16 protein-coding genes are annotated in these 19,444 nt (G+C 34.3%); all 16 read left to right on the top strand.

From position 1 onward, the window contains the following. On the top strand, window positions 1-1,185 hold the full coding sequence (locus tag G634_RS0108790; protein WP_026504980.1) for a radical SAM protein: 1,185 nt from the start codon (window positions 1-3) through the stop codon (window positions 1,183-1,185). Window positions 1,186-1,249: 64 nt separating this feature from the next. After that, window positions 1,250-2,245 (top strand): UDP-N-acetylglucosamine 4,6-dehydratase (inverting), encoded by a 996-nt coding sequence (pseB, locus tag G634_RS0108795; RefSeq protein WP_026504981.1) that lies wholly within the window; start codon window positions 1,250-1,252, stop codon window positions 2,243-2,245. Between the two features lie 51 nt (window positions 2,246-2,296). After that, entirely contained in the window at window positions 2,297-3,076 is a 780-nt protein-coding gene (locus G634_RS0108800; RefSeq protein ID WP_051233787.1) for a glycosyltransferase, read from the top strand. A gap of 15 nt (window positions 3,077-3,091) precedes the next feature. Next, window positions 3,092-3,979, top strand: a complete 888-nt coding sequence (locus tag G634_RS0108805; RefSeq protein ID WP_026504983.1) for a glycosyltransferase family 2 protein — start codon at window positions 3,092-3,094, stop codon at window positions 3,977-3,979. After that, complete coding sequence (locus G634_RS0108810; RefSeq protein ID WP_026504984.1) at window positions 3,966-5,591, top strand: glucosyltransferase domain-containing protein; 1,626 nt, start codon at window positions 3,966-3,968, stop codon at window positions 5,589-5,591. The genes G634_RS0108805 and G634_RS0108810 overlap by 14 nt, the downstream gene beginning before the upstream one ends. Before the next feature lie 13 nt (window positions 5,592-5,604). Next, entirely contained in the window at window positions 5,605-7,149 is a 1,545-nt protein-coding gene (locus G634_RS0108815; RefSeq protein ID WP_026504985.1) for a hypothetical protein, read from the top strand. Between the two features lie 14 nt (window positions 7,150-7,163). Beyond that, complete coding sequence (locus tag G634_RS0108820) at window positions 7,164-8,405, top strand: glycosyltransferase (protein ID WP_026504986.1); 1,242 nt, start codon at window positions 7,164-7,166, stop codon at window positions 8,403-8,405. Between the two features lie 53 nt (window positions 8,406-8,458). Next, a complete protein-coding gene (locus G634_RS18590) occupies window positions 8,459-9,355 on the top strand; it encodes a radical SAM/SPASM domain-containing protein (RefSeq protein WP_051233788.1) in 897 nt (298 codons plus the stop codon). A 39-nt stretch (window positions 9,356-9,394) separates the two neighbouring features. Next, entirely contained in the window at window positions 9,395-10,585 is a 1,191-nt protein-coding gene (locus G634_RS0108830) for a glycosyltransferase family 4 protein (protein ID WP_330364799.1), read from the top strand. 1 nt (window position 10,586) lies between these two features. Beyond that, window positions 10,587-12,209 carry a hypothetical protein gene (locus tag G634_RS0108835; RefSeq protein ID WP_026504988.1) on the top strand — a complete coding sequence of 541 codons (1,623 nt, stop codon included), beginning with the start codon at window positions 10,587-10,589 and terminating at the stop codon, window positions 12,207-12,209. Window positions 12,210-12,253: 44 nt separating this feature from the next. Next, the gene (locus G634_RS0108840; protein ID WP_026504989.1) at window positions 12,254-13,999 is read left to right on the top strand and encodes an ABC transporter ATP-binding protein; all 1,746 of its coding nucleotides are present in this window, start codon (window positions 12,254-12,256) and stop codon (window positions 13,997-13,999) included. A gap of 1 nt (window position 14,000) precedes the next feature. Beyond that, window positions 14,001-14,927, top strand: coding sequence for a hypothetical protein (locus G634_RS0108845; RefSeq protein ID WP_026504990.1), 927 nt, complete (start codon window positions 14,001-14,003; stop codon window positions 14,925-14,927). Between the two features lie 26 nt (window positions 14,928-14,953). After that, complete coding sequence (locus G634_RS0108850) at window positions 14,954-15,919, top strand: glycosyltransferase family 2 protein (protein ID WP_026504991.1); 966 nt, start codon at window positions 14,954-14,956, stop codon at window positions 15,917-15,919. A gap of 9 nt (window positions 15,920-15,928) precedes the next feature. Continuing rightward, window positions 15,929-16,936: a glycosyltransferase family 10 domain-containing protein gene (locus tag G634_RS0108855; RefSeq protein WP_026504992.1), complete on the top strand. Its 1,008-nt coding sequence runs from the start codon at window positions 15,929-15,931 to the stop codon at window positions 16,934-16,936. Between the two features lie 7 nt (window positions 16,937-16,943). Next, window positions 16,944-17,645, top strand: a complete 702-nt coding sequence (locus tag G634_RS0108860; RefSeq protein WP_026504993.1) for a glycosyltransferase family 2 protein — start codon at window positions 16,944-16,946, stop codon at window positions 17,643-17,645. Between the two features lie 74 nt (window positions 17,646-17,719). Then, complete coding sequence (locus G634_RS21570) at window positions 17,720-19,288, top strand: WecB/TagA/CpsF family glycosyltransferase (RefSeq protein WP_242826797.1); 1,569 nt, start codon at window positions 17,720-17,722, stop codon at window positions 19,286-19,288. Window positions 19,289-19,444 lie beyond the last annotated feature (156 nt).

The raw sequence follows: 19,444 nt of genomic DNA on the forward strand, positions 1-19,444 counted from the left end.
ATGAAAAAATTAAATGGAACAGTAATAGTAACTTATAGATGTAATGCACGTTGTACAATGTGCAATAGATACAAAGCTCCGTCAAAACCAGAGGAAGAAATCTCAATTGAGACTATCAAAAAGCTTCCGCCAATGTATTTTACCAACATTACAGGTGGCGAGCCTTTTATTAGAGAAGATTTGAAGGATATTGTTAGAGAACTTCAGAAGATAAGCGATAGAATAGTAATATCCACAAACGGATTTTTCACTGACAGAATTATAGATTTGTGCAAGGAATTTCCTAATGTTGGAATTCGTATATCCATTGAAGGACTAGAAAAGACCAATAATGAAATCAGAGGATTAAAAGATGGTTTCAATAAAGGCTATACAACGTTGAAAAAGCTTAGAGAGATGGGTATGAAAGATGTCGGATTCGGAATGACAGTACAGGATAAGAATGCACCTGATCTTGTACCACTTTACAAATTGTCTGATGAAATGGGCATGGAGTTTGCAACCGCAAGTCTGCACAATAGCTTCTATTTTGTTGAAGCAAAGAATATCATCAAGGATAGAATGATGGTAGGACAGCATTTTGAAGATCTTGTAAATGAACTTCTTAATTCGAATAGTCCCAAGAAATGGTTCAGAGCTTATTTTAACCATGGTCTTATCAACTACATATATGGACAGAAGAGACTTCTTCCCTGTGATATGAGTTTTGATACTTTTTTTATAGATCCGTATGGTGATGTAATGCCATGTAATGGTACTAAAGAAAAGGAAGTAATGGGCAACCTTAATGAAATGAGTTGGGACGAACTCTGGAACAGCGAGCAGGCAGAAAAGGTCAGAAAAATTGTAAGAAACTGTGACAGAAACTGCTGGATGATTGGTTCAGTATCTCCGGCAATGCACAAGTATATCTGGACTCCGGCACTTTGGGTAATACACCATAAGTTCCTTCGCTTCTGGAAAAAGAAAAAATACAGCATGTTCGAACTAAAGGTTGTAAGAGATTATAGAGATGGCAAGGTTACAAAACAGGAACTGGATGCATGTTCTACATGTGACTTTAGATGTGGTGCAACTGCAAGTAACGGACTTTCAGAGGCATCTATGCAGCAGCTCAAAGAAAAGAGTGGTGAAGAAATAGTTGCAGAAGATCTTAAGTCTCAGTTTGAAGGTAAAAACGATTAATTATTTGCTTATTCTATTTTATAAAAGTATAATTAAAAGGCGTTGATTATAAAGGAGAAAAAATATGTTAAATAATAAAACTATATTGGTAACCGGAGGCACAGGCTCATTCGGACATCATTTTGTAAGTTATGTATTAAAACATTACTCACCAAAGAAGATTATTATTTATTCTCGCGATGAATATAAGCAGTTTGTAATGCAGAATGAGTACAAGGAATATGCTCATATCCTTCGTTTCTTTATTGGAGATGTAAGAGATGCAGAACGTCTTCATAGAGCTATGAAAGGTGTAGATTATGTTATTCATGCTGCTGCATTAAAGCAGGTTCCAGCATGTGAATACAATCCAAATGAGGCTATTAAGACTAACATTAATGGTGCGATGAATGTTATTGATGCTTGTCTTGATGCTAATGTTAAGAAGGTTGTTGCGCTTTCTACAGACAAATCTGTTAATCCTGTAAACCTGTATGGAGGAACAAAGCTTGTTTCTGATAAGCTTTTCTGTGCTGCAAATGCATATTCAGGAAATGATGGACCAAGATTTTCAGTAGTAAGATACGGTAACGTTGCAGGAAGCAGAGGTTCTGTAATTCCATTTTTCCAGAATCTCATTGATCAGGGTGAAACAGTTCTTCCTATCACAGATTTCCGTATGACACGTTTCTGGATTAGTCTTGAGCAGGGTGTTGAACTTGTTATTAAGGCATTAGAGGATAGTCAGGGTGGAGAAACCTTCATTTCAAAGATTCCATCTTTTACTATCACTGATCTTGCAAAGGCAATGAAGCCTGATTGCGAAGTTAAGGAGATTGGTATTCGTGAAGGTGAGAAACTTCATGAGGTTATGATTACAGCAGAAGATGCACCTCGTACATACGAGTATGAAAAGAATTATATCATCTATCCATATTACAATTGGTGGAGTGATTCAATGGTTGTTCCTGGTGGAAAGAAAGTTGAAGAGGGATTTGAGTATTCTTCTGGAAATAATAAGGAATTTCTTTCAGTAGAAGAACTTGCTAAGAAGCTTAAGACAGATTTGGATAAGCACTAAAAACTGAAAGCCTGGCATAGTTCCGGGCTTTTTGTCTTATGGAGATAGATTTTGATAGAAAAAGTATCACTCATTATGACAACATATAACTGCAGGGAGCATTTCAAAATATCTATTGAGAATGCGCTCAAGCAGGATTATCCTTGCATAGAATTGATAATTGTTGATTCCAAGTCAACAGATGGAACATTGGAACTTATAAAAGAGTATTCTGCAAAGATTGAAGATGGAGAATATCCTGGTAAAAGTGTTAAATGGGTTTCTGAAAAAGATAATGGTATTTATGATGGCATGAATAAGGGTATCAGAATGGCTTCGGGAGATGTAATAGCGGTCTTTAATGATGAATTTACAACCACAAGAGCCATATCTATTTTCATAAATGCGCTTAATAAGGGGAATTTCGACGGAGTATATTCTGATCTTATATATGCAAATGGAATAGAGTGTAAAAGATATTGGCATATGCCGCCAGCATCGATTATAAGCGGATGGCTTCCAGCTCACCCTACCATGTATCTTAGAAAGAGTGTTTATGATGAATTTGGTCTTTACAAAACAGAGTATAGAAGTTCATCTGATTACGAATTCATGTTAAGGATCCTAAAAAGCAAAAAGGTAAAAATGAACTATATTCCTAAAGTTCTTATCAGGATGTTCATAGGTGGAACAAGCAGCGAAGGCATGAAAGGTTATATAAGGAACACTAAAGAAGCTTATAGGGCACTTAGAGAAAACAGGATTCCATTTCCTCTTATAACTATTTTTTGCAGAATAATAAGAACGTTAAGACAGTATAGATTATCAAAATATTATAAAGAAGAAATGTGAAGGTAAGAGTATTTCATGCAAAAAGCAGGACTGGTACTTTTGAATTATAATGATAGCGCAAGAACGGTTAACCTTGCTAGAAAATCATTAGACATCAAAGAATTTGATAAAATTTGTGTTGTAGATAATTGTTCAACTGATGATTCATATGTAAAACTAAAACGTCTTGAGAAATCAGACAAAATTACAGTTTTACAAAGTGGTGCAAACAAAGGCTATGCAAGCGGGAATAATATCGGAGCCAGGTTTTTATGCAACGAAGTAGGTGTAGACATAGTATTTATTGCCAATCCTGATGTTGAATTTAATGCCGATTTAGTTAGAAATATTTTAAATACATTTGATGAAAAAAAAGAATATGGCGTTCTTGGTGCTATTATGCAGAAAATGGATGGAAATATCGATGAAAGACCATATATAAAAATTCCTACCTATTTACAGGAAATTCTTTTATGTTTTTATTCTTATAACAGATATTTTGAAAAGAAGTATCCCTATACAATTCAAGACAAAAGAGTTCAGACAGTTGATGCAATTCAGGGAAGTTTATTTGCTGTCAGGAGAAGTCTTTTGGAAAAAGTGGGATATCTTGATGAGAATACTTTTTTATTCTATGAGGAAATGTGTTTGGCAAAAAAAATAAGCTATTTTGCTCCGGAATATAAAGAAGGGCTTGTTACAGATGCTTTTTACAGGCACAACCATTCCGCATCAATAAAAAATTCATTATCAGAGATGAGAACATATAGAATATACATGAAGTCAAAACTGTATTTTAACAAGACTTATCAGGAAAAAAATACCTTTTTGTATATTCTTTTAAAAATAGCAACGCTTATTTCGCGTTTGGAAAAACATGTTTTTTGCTTTTTGAGTAACTGGAGGAAAAATGGGCGAGAATAGAAATTGTCAAAACTCTAAGGAAGTATTAATAGATATTTGGAAAAAAATGTCAAGTGTAGTTAAAACAGCTTTTATCACATCGATTGTATGTGGAATATTGACGCATCTTTTTATAATAACTAATAAGCTTACCAATTGGGATGACCTTGGAGTAGGAGCCTATGAAGGCGGTGGAAAATATCTTGGAAGATTTTTGGAACCTTATATTGAAAGAATGTTTTCAAAATGGGGTGCGCCTGCGCTTCAGGGACTAAGTTCCATTTTCTTTTTGGCGATAGCAGTCTGTGTTATGGTATGTCTGTTGGAAATAAAAACAAATAGCAGTGCTTTTTTGATTTCAGCTATAGTAACAACATTTCCGTCTGTTACAGCTAATCTTCTTTATGGTTTTATGTCACCAACATTCGAAATTGCAATTTTGTTAATACTTCTTGGTGTGTTTTGGGCATATACTTTCTGGAAAAAGTACGAAAAAGAAGCAAAAGTAAGTGCGCTTGGTATAGGCGTAGTTTTAGGAACTTTTTTTATTATGCTTAGCATGATGATCTATCAGGCATATTTTAGTCTTGCAGTAACTTTTTTCCTTCTTATCATTGCATTCAGGCTTATTGGAGCAGATAAGAAGAAAGCAGATTTAATGACGAATTTTAAGCTAGGAATTTACTTCCTTGTAACCTTGGGACTTGGAATGGGAGTGTATTTTATTCTGCTTGGATTAAGCGGAGTGACTCTTGCTAACTACAAGGGAATGGGAGAAATAGGAAAAGTATCTATTACAGATTTAATCTATGCCTTTGTAAGAGCTTATCATAGATTTGCTCAGTATTTTCTGACAGCAATGCATGGATATCTAGAGGGATTTCCGACTGTTATGAATGTTTTGATTTCAGTTTTAACTCTTGTTTTCACTGCTTTTACAATTACTATGGAAAGAAATGGAGAGAAGATTTTATCTAATATAGGGCGAGTATTATCAATTCTTTTTATATTGATACTTCTTCCTCTTGGAATGTCTCTTACATATCTTATGGCACCTACAGTAACACATGCATCCACAGTAATGACTTTTGCATATGTTTGTATGTACCTGTATTTTATCAAGATTTCAGAGATGTTGATACTGGAGATAAAAAGTGTAAAATTTGCAAGGTTTATTTCTTATATATTGGCAGTTTGTATTCTTTTGATGTCTTTTGCATATTTTAAAGTTGATAATGGAGCATATTTAAGAACACAGACAGCGTTAAACCGTTCAGTCAACTTCTATAATCGAATTTTGTCAAGACTGGAAATCGAAGGCTACAATTATGATGAAAAGCTGATTCTTTTGGGAAACTATGATACCTATAAAATCCCGATTGCAAGTGATATGAGAGATGGAGAGCGATATAGAGATATTGAAGGACTTGCATTAGAAAACGGATTTTTGTCAGAAGGAGTAGGATTATCTGTTTTGAGAGTATACATGGGAATAAGACCAGAAAGTGTTACCGCAGAAGAAAGAGAGAATATTCTAAGCAGCACAGAGTTTAAAGAAATGTCATGTTATCCAAATAATGGATGTATTAAGAAGATAAACGGAATATGGGTTGTGCGAATGGGACAGTACTGATTTTAAGGTGAATATGGATAAATTAAAGATTAACAAAAAAAGATTTGAAAAATCCCTATATATTGTTTATGGAATGCTGGTAATAGCTATGGTTGTTTGTACCTTTAGATTGCTTTTTATAGACAATTCCATAAATTATGATGAATATTACAGCGTTAAATGGACTATGCTTTCATGGAAAGACATGATTCATACATTAGTTCTTGATGTTCATCCACCTCTTTATTATGTTTTACTCAAAGCATTCAGATGTGTGTTTGGATATAATCTTATATTTGCCAAGCTGTTTTCTGTTATAGCATTTTTTTCTATTCTGCTGATTTCGTGGATTATATGTAAAAAGAAAGGCGTGATAAGTGGAATAGTATTTTTGCTGCTTCTTTTGTCTAATAATTTCTTTTTGCAAAAATCTGTAGAAGTAAGAATGTATGTATGGTCTGAACTGTTCATTATAGGCTGCGGACTGGCAATGTGCGAAATAGTATTGGAAAAAGATATAAGTAAGCTAAAAAAGCATTATACATACTTTGTTTTGACCGGACTATTGGGCGCTTATACACATTATTACACGTTAATTATGGTAGCATATTTGTATGCTGCACTTTTTGTGGCAATTTTGTCAGGTATTTTGCATTATAGAAAAAACAAAGAGGAAAAACTAAAATTATATAAGAAAAAAATCAGTTTTTTCTGTATAAGCGTCCTGATATCGGTGATTTTATATTTGCCATGGTTTTTGTTTGCTACGCTTCGTCAGGTTTCGTCGGTAAACAATGCATATTGGATTTCCAAACCAGATTCAAGACTTGCGCCTCTTAGAGAATTGTTCACATATGGAAGTTCTAACTTTACAGGAATACTTGCTCAGTTTTGGATATATACAATAGTATTCTTTGTGCTTGTTTCGGCTTTTTACGTTATCTTTGGAAAAGATGATAATAAAAAGTACGGTTATGTTTGTCTGGTACTTACATTTGCTCCGCTTTTTTTATGGGGGATGGGAAGTATCTATGAGCAGCTGACAAATAGACCGATTCTTTTATCAAGATATCTTTTGGCTTCGGTTGTACTGTTTTATCTTGGAGTAGCTTTGTATTTTAGAGCTGGTCAAAAGAGTCATATTTTATTTAGCATAGTTGGAATTTTATTTGCGTTTGTTGTAATAATAAGTGATGTTCATACAGGGTTTATGTCATACAGAAACTTGTGCAGAGTCGTATTAGAAGACAAAACTGTGGAGTTCTGTAAAGAAGTAAGAAAAACAGTTCCTGCAGATAGCACAATAGCATACATGAGTGATGATTATGGATATGTGAAAATGTGTCTGGAAATTTTTTTGCCTGAATATAACTTTAAAGTTATTGATAAAGACGCGTATATAGAAAGCGATGCTGATGCCAGATATCTCTTACAGGATGTAAGATGGTATATTGAGACAGATAGGGCGGCAAAAGATCATAGTAAGGAAAATAATAACATTCTGAAAAATGGTGCACAGCAAAAAGCAGAAGGAAATTTCAGGGTGGAAAAAGTTAATTTATTTAAGCTTGATTTTTAATAGCGGAGATTGAAATGAAGATTTTAATGATAAACAAATTTCTGCATCCAAATGGCGGTTCAGAAACATATATGTTTGAATTGGGCCGATTTTTTGCAGAAAATGGACATGAAGTTCAATACTTTGGAATGGAGCATGAAGGCAGAATTGTAGGTAATAGACTTAATGAATATACAAGTGATATGGATTTTCATGGAAAAAACAGCCTTTCCAAAATTACCTATCCAATAAAGACAATTTATTCAAAGGAAGCAAGACAAAAGCTTCATAGAGTACTTGAAGACTTTAAGCCCGATGTTTGTCATATTAATAACTTTAATTATCAACTTACACCATCGATACTTGTAGAGATAGAAAGCTGGAGAAAAAAGAATAAAAAAGATGTGAAGATAATCTTTACTGCGCACGATTTTCAGCTTCTTTGCCCTAACCATATGCTTCGTGATGTTAACAAAAATGAAAACTGCAATAAGTGTATTGGCGGAAATTTTAGCAACTGTATGAAAAACAAGTGCATCCACGGGAGCATGGCTAAAAGTGTTGTGGGAATGTTGGAAGCAGAGTTCTGGAAACATAAAAAGGCATATGAATTTATTGATAGTATTGTGTGTCCTTCAGAATTTATGAAAAAAAAGATGGATACAAATCCTATGTTTGCGGATAAAACTATAGCAATGCACAATTTTATGGATGCGGACTCTATTCCGGAAAAATTTGTAAGTAGTGACAAGCCTTACGTTCTTTATTTTGGAAGATTCAGTAAAGAAAAGGGAATAGGAACATTGCTTGAAGCTGCAAGAATTCTTCAGGATATCCCTTTTGTATTTGCAGGAAGCGGACCACTTGAAGAGGAAGTAAAAAAGCTTCCTAATGTAACGTTTAAAGGATTTCTTTCAGGAGAGCCTTTGAGAAAACTGATAGCAGAGGCTGCTTTTTCTGTATATCCTTCAGAGTGGTATGAAAACTGTCCATTTTCTGTAATGGAATCTCAAGCATATGGAACACCTGTAATAGGGGCAGATATTGGAGGAATACCGGAGCTTATACTTACATCAAAGGATGTTGCAGGTAGTTTAAAAAAACCAACTGGAGTATTATTTGAAAGTGGAAATGCTAAAAAACTGGCAAATACAATAAAGAACCTTTATAATGATACGAAGATGCTTGATGAATTAAGAGAAGGGTGCAAAGTTAAGCGATTTGACACAACAAAGGAATATGCTGATAAACTCATAAAGTATTGTTATAGTAAGTGATTTTGTTTATTTATTTTGTTGTATGTCACATAATGTAAGGAGATTTTTTCACTATGGTACGTGTTGAACGTAGAAATTCATTTGAACATAAGAATAAGTTAAAAGACTTTTATCATAAATTTTTCAAAACAGGAATGGAAAAGCTTAATGACAGAATAGTTGATAGCTATGACATGGATAATCTTCCGCTTCCTCTTGAAGTTGAAATTGAAACAGTAAACAGATGTAATGGGGATTGCCCGTTTTGTCCTGTAAATGTGCATGAGCCTCAAAGACCATATGCTAAAATGACCGATGAGCTTTTTTATAAAATAATTGACGATTTATCAGAACTAAATTATTCCGGTCAGCTTGCTATCTACAGTAATAACGAGCCATTTCTTGATGAAAGAATAATTAAGTTCCATGAGTATGCAAGAGAAAAGGTTCCGAATGCTTTTATTCATATGTATACAAATGGAAGTGTTATGGGATTAGAGAAATTCAAGCAGATAATTCCATATCTTGATGAAATGGTACTTGATATTTATGATGACAGACAGATTATTACACCTGTAATTCAGCCTGTATACGATTACGTTGAAAGTCATGAAGAACTTCATGAAAAGGTACTTTTCAGCCTCCGATTAAAACATGAAATTCTTAATTCACGTGGAGGACAGTCTCCTAACAAAAAGGACGAAGCACATAGAAGTAAAGCCAAGTGTGTACTTCCATTCCAAGAACTTATTATTCGCCCGACAGGACATATCAGCCTTTGCGCAGCAGATGCACTTGGAAAATATGACCTTGGAGATATGAATACCATGACTATTATGCAGGCATGGCATAGTGAAAAACATGAAGAAATCCGCAAGGCCATGAAGAAGACAGGAAGAAAAGGACTTATGCTCTGTGATAAGTGTGACCTTGTTGGCGGAACATTAAAAGGTGTTAATGGTATAGAATAAAATGTTTAAGGCATTGTATTAAAGCTTGGGAGAAGGAAATTGAGTAATAGCAGGGAAAATGTGAAAACTGAATCCAGAAAGAAAAAGCATAAAGAAATAAAAATAGCGATGATAGGTCAAAAAAGAGTTCCGTCCAGAGAGGGTGGCGTTGAAGTTGTAGTATGGGAGCTTGCAACTCGTCTTTACAAAATGGGTTATAATGTAGACTGCTATAATCGCTATGCAAAACATTTAAATAAAAAAGAATATAAGAAAAAGAAGGGAAAACCGGGATTTTATTATGATAATATCCGAATGATCACTATCCCTACTTTTAAAAATGGAAAGCTTAATGCTATAGTTTATTCTGTTTTGGCATCGATAAGAGCTTTGTTTGGACACTATGATGTAATTCATTATCATGCAGAGGGTCCATGTCTTATGCTTTGGATTCCTAAGCTTTTTGGGATAAGAGTAATAGCAACAATTCATGGACTTGACTGGCAGAGAGCCAAGTGGGGGAAATTTGCATCTAAGATGCTTCTTGCAGGTGAGAAAATGGCTGCAAAGCATGCAGATGAAGTTATAGTTTTGTCCAAAAACGTTCAGGACTATTTCTGGGAAAAATATCATAGAAAAACTCACTATATTTCCAATGGAATAATGCGTCAGCAAAAGCATGCCCCCGAAGAAATAACAAAGCTTTACGGATTAAAGGGCAACGATTATATTCTGACTTTATGCAGAATTGTCCCTGAAAAAGGGCTTCATTACCTTTTGGAAGCATTTAAACAAATTGATACTGACTGCAAAGTAGTTATTGCAGGAGGATTTAGCAATGCAGCTGAATATATGGAACAGATAAAGAAAATGGCAGCAGAGGATGATAGAGTTATTCTTACAGACTTTGTCCATGATCAGGTTCTTACAGAATTATGTTCTAATGCTAAGATTTTCTGTCTCCCAAGTGATGTTGAAGGAATGTCAGTAAGTCTTTTGGAGGCTATGAGTTATGGAAACTGCTGTCTTGTAAGTGACATTATGGAAAATTTGGAAGTTGTCGAAGATAAGGCAGTTCATTTTAAGAAGAGTAGTGTACCTGACCTCAAGAATAAAATCGAAATGCTTCTTGGTGATGAAGCTATGATACAAAGATATAAAGATGAAGCTTCAGATTTTATTTGCAGGAAATATAACTGGGACAGAGTTGTTGGAGAAACCATGAAATTATACCGTGGAGAGGAACTGTAAAATGCCGTTTGAAAAGGTGAAAACTGTAAGCAGGGTAGCAGTAGAAGAGTACTGTTATCTTGTTTATTTTGCCGTAATGTTTTTCGCAAAATCTATAGGACTTTACGAAGGTCAGAAACTATATAATTTACTCCTTGTAGCAGGAGCTTTCTTTTATATGTGTAAGCTTTTGCTTGGAAAATATACAGTAAAAGAGCTTTTGTGTATCGCAGTACTTCTTTTGCTTGGACTTATAAATTATCATTATTCTGGAGAAAAAGGACTTTTAGTTTGCATGACAATGATTACAGGAATGAAGAATGTTTCTGTAAAAAGGGTATATAAACTAGGAACGGTGATTCTAGGAATATGCTTCTTTTTCATGGTGCTTATAGGTGTTACAGGAAAAAGAGCTAGTGAAATATATTTTCTTCACTATAAGCTTGGCGGATTTTTAATTTGCCATTCGCTGGGATATCCTCATAGTAACGTATTGCATATTACATATCTTGTTCTTGTGTGTCTGGTAGCATATGTGGTATCTATGGAAAAGGCGAAGAATAATAATACTGACAAAAAAACTGACTATATTTTGTTTGTTATTTTGATGTTGGGAAATATATATGTTTTCTTATATTCTGTCAGCATGACCGGATTTATGGCAGTGTCAGCATATCTTGTTATAAATTTATATTTTGCAAATAGACAAAGCTTTAGTACAATAGAAAAGGTTTTGGCAAATTTAATTACTCCATTATGCATGTCTTTTATGATTATTGGACCCTTAGTAATAAAGGGTGAGTTATTTGATAAGATAAATAAAGCACTCAATACAAGATACCAATTATCAAGATATTACATTACAGAGCAGCCAACAACTTTGTTTGGAACAGTTTTTCATCCGATTAATGCTAACTATACAATTGACAGTTCATGGGTATATTTGTTTTGTCAAACAGGTCTTATTCCGTTTGCAGTAGTTACACTTCTTTATCTTTTCATGATTTATCATATGGTAAAGGAGAATAAAAAGACAGAACTGGCTATTATTTTAGGACTTAGCATTGCAGGAATGACAGAACCGTTTATGTTTAACCTTGCTTATAAGAACATAGGACTTATTTTTATGGGTGAGTATGTTTTTTATATGTTATCCAAAAAAAGTGCGAAGCTTTCTTTAGTTATGGATAAGGAAATAAGGTTCTGTAGCTTTGGAGAGAAAAAACTGCCGGGATTTGTTCCCTTTTATGAGAAAATCTATGAAGCATTTTGCAAAACAGCATCTTTTTGGAGAAAAAGATTTGTGCTTGCACTACTAGTTAGTGCTATTGGAGCAGTGGCATGTGGAATTACCTGCAAAGTATGTGTTTTAAAGCCTGAAACTGTATATGTTAATGAAGACAAGAATGAAAAAGATGAGTGGCCAAAGACATATATGACCAGAGAAAGAGTTAACGAGGAAAAAGCAAAAGGAAATCTGGTTTTAGATTATATATCTGAATCTTCTCCAATGTTTGGTTATGATGGAAAGACTGCTAATCTTGAGTATGCAAGATGGATTATAAGCAGTGCTGTATTTGGTGCTTTTTTTGCACTTATTATAGTCAGATTTGCGCTTGGTATTTTGGTTAAACAAAGTCAGTAAATTAGTTTTGCCTGGTAGCAAAGGAAAGAAATGAGGAATTTTTAATGGACGAACTGCGTAAGCTTAGAGCGATTTTTACTCATAAGCAGAAAGTTGACAGCGTTATTTTACTTATTTTTATTTTAATAGGAACTGTATTAGAACTGTTAGGAGTATCTGCGGTCAAACCAGTTATTAATAGTATTCTTGATAAAGATATAATTCTTACTACAGAGCCATATAGTACAATAGCAGGATTTCTTAATATAACAGATCCGAATATGTTCGTGCTGGCAATGCTTATTGGCATAATCATTATTTATATTGTTAAGAACGCATATATTATATTTATGTACAACAGACAGTATAAATATATTTATTCCAATATGCGCGAACTTTCTACAAAGCTTATGCGTTTTTACCTTAATCAGTCTTATAGCTACCATAAGAAAAAGAACAGCTCAGAGCTTCTTAGAAATGTTAATCAGGATATTGCTGATTTTTTTGGAACAGTTCAGGCTATTGTCATGCTTACAACAGAGTTTTTGACCGTTTCAGTACTGATTCTTTATCTATTCATTAGAGATAAAACAATTACCGTTGCAATCGGACTTATTATGTGCATTCTAATGCTTTTATTCATGAAAGTGTACAAGAAGTATCTTTTGAAGATGGGTGAGAAGAACCGTCATTATGAAGAACAGGTTAATAAGTGGGTTCAGCAGGGATTTAATGGAATTAAAGAAGTTAAAGTCATGAACAAAGAGGGCTTTTTCTATAGAAAATATGATGAAGCTTTTGCAGGAAGAGTACGAAGTGAATATACCTACCACACAATGGTTTCTATTCCAAAGCCTATTATAGAGGCAGCAGCTATGAGTGCTCTTCTTGGAACGATAGGACTTAAGCTTTTAATGGGTGTTAATACTCACTACTTTATACCTACAATTTCTATATTTGCAGTTGCGGCAGTTCGTATGCTTCCTTCTGTAAACAGAATAGCAGAGTACCTGGGAACAATTGTATATCAGAAGCCTGCAATTACAGCAATTTATAATGATCTTGAAGAAATGAAGAGAACTCAGACAAGGGATATCTGTCTAGAGGACAGACAAAAAGATGGTAAGCTTTCTCTTAAAAATGCACTTCATATTAAAAACGTTTCCTTCCATTATGAAGATTCGAAGAAAATGATTTTAAATGACATAAGCTTTGATATTGAAAAGAATACATCTGTTGCCTTTATAGGACAATCAGGTGCTGGAAAGACTACAATAGCTGATCTTATTTTGGGAGTTCTTCCTCCGACAAGCGGAAAGATATTAGCTGATGATGTTGATATCAAGGGAAGAATGGATGCGTGGCACAATGCAATCGGATACATTCCGCAAAGTATTTATCTTATGGATGACACAATAGCCAAAAACGTTGCTTTTGGTATAGATGAAGATGATATTGACTATGATAGATTAAGAAAAGCCTGTGAGAGAGCACAGCTTATGGATGTTATTAATTCTTTGCCTGACGGATATGAAACAATAGTTGGAGAACATGGTGTACGTTTCTCAGGCGGTCAAAGACAGAGAATTGGAATTGCAAGAGCTTTATATAGTGAGCCTGAAATACTTATTCTTGATGAAGCGACCTCTGCACTTGATAATGATACAGAGGCGGCAGTTATGCAGGCTATAGATGCGCTTCATGGCGAGATGACACTTATTATTATTGCTCACAGATTAAGTACTATTCGTAATTGTGATAAGGTTTATAGAATAGGAAATGGAAAAGCCTTGTTACAGGAAAAGGATTAGGATGAAAAGCGCCTTAAAAAAACTAAGAATTGTAAAGAAAATAAATGACTTTCGCTGGAGAGAACACATGACTCACCCCGGGAAAGAAGATAAAGATAAGGTGTATTATGTAATACGCCGGCATGATATTAATGCCGGCTTATTTTCTTTTGCCTGCACCAATTTGGCTTCAATAAGGGTATGTGAGCAAAAAGGATACATTCCGGTTATAGATATGCAGAATAGCCCCAATTCTATGCTTACAAGTGATGAATACGGAAAAGTTAATGCATGGGATCAGTTTTTTATGCAGCCAGAAGGTGTGATGCTTCAGGATTTATCCAAAAAGAAAAATGTTATTTTAGGAGAAATTCATCCGCCAAAGCTTTATCCGGATTATGGCATGTTAGAAAGCAAGGAAGAGCTGGATATGTGGCTTTCTTTATCGAGAAAGTATTTAAAACTATTGCCAAGTCATAAGGAAGCTGCAATAGAGTATAAAGAAAAAACTTTTGGAGATAATAAAGTTTTGGCAATTGTTGCAAGAGGAACAGATTATATAAAGTTAAAACCTCATAATCATCCTATTCAGCCACAGCAAGAAGACCTTATAAATAAGGCAAAAGAGATGATGGAAAGACATAACTGTAAGTATATTTATCTTGCAACAGAAGATGAAAAGATATGGAAAAGATTCAAAGATGAATTTCCAGAAAAAGTATACAGTTATCAACAAAACCATTATGAAGTTCCAGAGGGAAAGTATATTGCAGATATTGCAAATAAGATTCAGACACCATATGAGCGTAACAAAGAATATCTTATTTCAATAGCAGTAGCATCTATGTGCAACTTCCTTTTGGCAGGGGCTTCCGGAGGAAGTTATGGTGCAATGTTTTTGAGCGATGGCTTTGAAGAACAGTATATATATAAGCTCGGTAGATATTAAACACTGATATTAGAGAAGTGATAGAAATGATATCAATATTAATTCCATTTTTTAATGTAGAAAATTATATAAAAGATACTATTGAATCTGTTATTGCACAAACCAAAAAAGACTGGGAAATGATTCTTATAGATGACGGATCAACTGATAAAAGCTATGAAATCTGCAAAGAGTATGCAGATAAGGATGATAGAATAAAGCTTTTTACTCAGGAAAACAGTGGCGTGTCTTCTGCAAGAAATTCCGCAGTAAGTAAAGTGACATCCAAATATTTTACCTTTCTTGATTCAGATGATTTAATGGCGCCTGATTTTCTGGAAAAGATGTATTATCATATATCGAAGGAAGATGCAGATATTTACGCAGCAGATTTTGTGAATTTTTTAGAAGATAATGACATTATATGGGAGAAAAACAAAGACACCCGCAAAGTTGTTCTTGGAAATAAACAGGCAACAAAAGCTCTTTTTGAGGACAATTATCATGGAATAAACTTTGTATTGTGGGGCAAAGTTTATAAGACAAAGCTTTTTATAGATAATAAGATAGTTTTTCCAGTTGGACATGTACGAGAAGACATGGCGACTTTGTATAGAATATTTTACAGTGCCCCAAAAACAGTATATATAGATGATAAACTTATCGCATATCGTTACAGAGTAGGAAGTATAATGCATTCAGGCTTTGATAAGAGAAGATTTGATCTTATACTTGCATCCAAAAATGCCTGTGATTTTTTCCTTGAGAAAAATGAAAAGGAGCTTTTTGATCTTGCCTGCAATATGCATATCCGAAGCCTTTTTACTGTGGGTTATGAAATCAGGAATGCCGAAAATACAAAAGCTATGTGGAAAGAGTATAAAGATAGAATGAGGAAAGAGGGAACATTTTACCTGCAACGTTCAGGACTTTCTCTGATAAAGAAGGCTGTATATCAGATAGGGCTTTTCTTACCTTTGGACATAGCGCTTAGCAAATTAAAATTAAAGTAGAGGTTTTGAATGAAAATTATTGATTTCATGAAAGGAACCAAAAGAATATATCAACAGAATAAGGGAAGTAAATATTATGAAGTTAGTCCCTATTCTTTCCAAAACTGGTGGAAAGTTGATCCAAGACAGGACTGGTTCTATAGATTTATGAAGTGTCACTTTCCGGATAATAAGTATCCTGTAAGGTTTTATTCTGTTTTTGGAGCTGGAAGAAATTTAAAAGATTCCTTTACAGGTGCAAAAGTTTTCTATTCTGGGGAAAATCTTGAATCACACATCTGTTACGAAGATATGAATCTTAGAAGAAGTGTTTTAACCTACTGGAAATACAGGCAAAAACACTATGGAAGATATGCTACTGAATATGTTGATCTTGCTCTTGGAATGGGAGAAAGGGATGATATAGAGAAGTATTTAAGACTTCCTGAATGGATTCCATACTTGATTAATCCAGAAAGCGATTATGAAGCATGCAAAAGACAGGTAAGAGAGTTCAATGAGTCAAGAGTAAAAGAAAATGCTAAAGGGGCAGTTCTTGTTGCAAGTCATGATGATTATGGTACAAGAGATAGAATTGTAAGAGATCTTGAAGGCGTTATAGACATTACTTATGCAGGAAAATGGCGTAACAATTCTGATGTGTTAAAGACTGTTTATAATGATGAAAAAGAGCTCCTTCTTCCTGATTTCAGATTTAATATCTGTCCTGAAAATGTTGATGCCAAGGGGTATTGCACAGAGAAAATATTTGAAGCTTTTAAAGCAGGTACTATTCCGATTTATCATGGAGCTTGTAACGAACCTGAGAAAGAGTTAATAAATCCGCAAAGTGTAATCTTCTGGAATTATGATAGTGATAATAAGGATAATATAAGTGAAGTAAAAAGATTGAACGAAGATGATGCTTACTATGAGAAATTTGTAAACCAGGTAAGGCTTTATCCTCAGACAGCAGATTATATTTATGATAAACTAACAGAGCTAGAGAAACGAATAGCTATGATACTTAAATCGTGAGGTCAATATGAAATGTTTATTGATTATTCCTGCTTATAATGAAGGCAGAAATTTAGATAACGTAATAAATAATATAAAAGCAAAGTGTCCTGAAGCAGACTACCTTATAGTAAATGACTGTTCAAGCGATGATACCAAAAAACACCTAAGAGAAATCGGAGCTTCTTTCGTGTCACATGTAGTAAATATGGGAATTGGAGGCGCAGTACAGTGTGGATATCGTTATGCATTTGATAACGACTATGATATAGCTATTCAGGTAGATGGTGATGGTCAGCATGATGTTTCATTTGTTCCTGAAATGGTGAAAATGATAGAACAGGGCAAGGCTGACATAGTTATAGGTTCGCGTTTTCTTGAAAAAGAAGGCTTTCAGTCTTCTGGCATGAGACGTGCCGGAATAAGATTTTTAAGTAATCTTATTTTTGTTCTTACAGGAAAAAGAGTAAAAGATGTAACAAGCGGATTTAGAGCGGTAAACAGGAAGTTTATCAAAATTTATGCGGATAATTACCCGGATGATTATCCCGAGCCAGAGGCAATTGTAACCGGTCTTATAAATGGAGGGAAGATATATGAGATGCCGGTTATAATGCATGAGAGAATGAGCGGAGACAGTTCGATTAGTGCTAAACGTTCCATTTACTATATGATAAAAGTAACCTTGGCTGTGATTATATGCAGAATAAGTCTTGGTTTTAGAAGATAAGGATAAAAGTTACTGTTAATTGGTTAAAATGCGCGTATTTGTACGCATTTTGTAAGAAAAGATACGAGAGAATTATGAAAGTTTCGACTAATAATACTTTGAAAAAAATTTACCATAGACATACTATGTATTTGGATATTGTTGCATTCATCTTTTCATTTGCAACAGCTTTTTTTATGAGATATTTCGTCCTAAGCCACTATTATGCAGTGACGAGAATACAAGTGGATTTGTACATGTCTTTATTTTTGTTTTTGTTTTTATCAGAAATAGTTATTTATCATCTAAAGCGCAGAAAATGGAGTTGTCCACCATATCAGGAGAAATTTGAAGTTATTGCTATTGTCGTAAAATCTCAGATTTATCTTTTGATTTGTGTAATGTTCTATCTGTTTCTTACAAAATGGACATTGCAGGTATCAAGAACCGTTTTAGGACTATTTTTTGTATTAAATACTGTTTTTGATTCAGCTGTAAGATTATATTATCGTTATAGAATATTGTCACATATTCTTCCGCTTGAAGAAAAAGTAAGAAATCTCCTTGTAACAGAGAAGAAATATGCTGCACTTATGATTAGAAAAATACATGTAACAGATGGAAACAGCATAGCAGGAGTGTATCTTTGTGACGCGGATAAGGAGTTAAAAAATATAACACATGATGAAAAAGAGATTGAAGTTTTTACAGATAGAAAAGATATAAAAAATAAAAGTTTCATGCAGGCTATAGTATATCTTCCAGACTATACACAGGAGAGAATTTTTAATGAAGTATCTTTTTTTGAGAAAAAAGGTATACCATCAAAGATAATCCTTACAGCACTTGGAGATGTGGTCGAGAAGAAAAATCTCAGTATTTTTGCAGGAAGCGAAAGCCTTAATTATTCAGGAATGCTTGGAAAATATGGTGTTTTAGGAGTTAATTATACGATTTCTAATATTTCCGAAGCTGTTTTTTATGTAAGACATCATCTTAAAAAACTGAAAGGAAAGTATATTTGTTTTTCAAACGTACACACAACAGTTATGTCTTATGAAGATGAAGCATTAAAAGATGTAGAAAATGAAGCAGCATTAACATTCCCGGATGGAGCACCAATTGCGAGCATATTAAGACATGAAGCTGATGCTAATGCTGTCAGAATGGCTGGGCCGGATTTCGTCGAGGCAATGCTTCTTGCTTCCATGGATGGAAAAACAACACACTTTTTCTATGGGGCATCAGAGAATACACTTAAACAGTTACAGATTCAGATTGAAAAAAAATATCCAGGACTTATAGTTAAAGGATACTATTCGCCTCCATTTAGACAACTTACGGTAGAAGAAGAAAAAGAAATTGTAGAAATGATAAACAAGGCAGACCCTGACATTATCTGGGTTGGACTTGGAGCTCCAAAGCAGGAATTTTGGATGGCAGAACATAAGGACCTTTTTAGAGGTGTCATGGTAGGAGTTGGTGCAGCGTTTGATTTCCATGCAGGAACAATAAAAAGAGCACCAAAGTGGATGCAGCTTTTAAGTCTTGAGTGGCTTTACAGATTGTCTCAATCACCAAAAAGACTATTTAAAAGATATTTTGTTACAAACGCAAGATTTATTATGCTGATTCTCTTAGGGAAGAATCGCCATAAAAACTAAGTGACAAAAATCTATAGATTTTTGTCACTGCGTTCCAAAAACCACGCAAACTGGTCATTTAAAAAGGCTTCGCCTTGGACCAGTTTGCCGCTTGACTTTTGTTCTCACGAAACTCGCAGTAAATGCGAGTTTCTGAATATAAGTGACAAGAAGTCA

Source organism: Butyrivibrio sp. NC3005, assembly GCF_000424545.1.
In the GTDB taxonomy this organism is placed as follows: domain Bacteria; phylum Bacillota; class Clostridia; order Lachnospirales; family Lachnospiraceae; genus Butyrivibrio.

Excerpts from the sequence above, each read along its gene's own strand:
- G634_RS0108790 (WP_026504980.1), top strand. The coding sequence starts at position 1 with ATGAAAAAATTAAATGGAACAGTAATAGTAACTTATAGATGTAATGCA.
- pseB (WP_026504981.1), top strand. The coding sequence starts at position 1,250 with ATGTTAAATAATAAAACTATATTGGTAACCGGAGGCACAGGCTCATTC.
- G634_RS0108805 (WP_026504983.1), top strand. The coding sequence starts at position 3,092 with ATGCAAAAAGCAGGACTGGTACTTTTGAATTATAATGATAGCGCAAGA.
- G634_RS0108810 (WP_026504984.1), top strand. The coding sequence starts at position 3,966 with ATGGGCGAGAATAGAAATTGTCAAAACTCTAAGGAAGTATTAATAGAT.
- G634_RS0108815 (WP_026504985.1), top strand. The coding sequence starts at position 5,605 with ATGGATAAATTAAAGATTAACAAAAAAAGATTTGAAAAATCCCTATAT.
- G634_RS0108820 (WP_026504986.1), top strand. The coding sequence starts at position 7,164 with ATGAAGATTTTAATGATAAACAAATTTCTGCATCCAAATGGCGGTTCA.
- G634_RS18590 (WP_051233788.1), top strand. The coding sequence starts at position 8,459 with ATGGTACGTGTTGAACGTAGAAATTCATTTGAACATAAGAATAAGTTA.
- G634_RS0108835 (WP_026504988.1), top strand. The coding sequence starts at position 10,587 with ATGCCGTTTGAAAAGGTGAAAACTGTAAGCAGGGTAGCAGTAGAAGAG.
- G634_RS0108840 (WP_026504989.1), top strand. The coding sequence starts at position 12,254 with ATGGACGAACTGCGTAAGCTTAGAGCGATTTTTACTCATAAGCAGAAA.
- G634_RS0108845 (WP_026504990.1), top strand. The coding sequence starts at position 14,001 with ATGAAAAGCGCCTTAAAAAAACTAAGAATTGTAAAGAAAATAAATGAC.
- G634_RS0108850 (WP_026504991.1), top strand. The coding sequence starts at position 14,954 with ATGATATCAATATTAATTCCATTTTTTAATGTAGAAAATTATATAAAA.
- G634_RS0108855 (WP_026504992.1), top strand. The coding sequence starts at position 15,929 with ATGAAAATTATTGATTTCATGAAAGGAACCAAAAGAATATATCAACAG.
- G634_RS0108860 (WP_026504993.1), top strand. The coding sequence starts at position 16,944 with ATGAAATGTTTATTGATTATTCCTGCTTATAATGAAGGCAGAAATTTA.
- G634_RS21570 (WP_242826797.1), top strand. The coding sequence starts at position 17,720 with ATGAAAGTTTCGACTAATAATACTTTGAAAAAAATTTACCATAGACAT.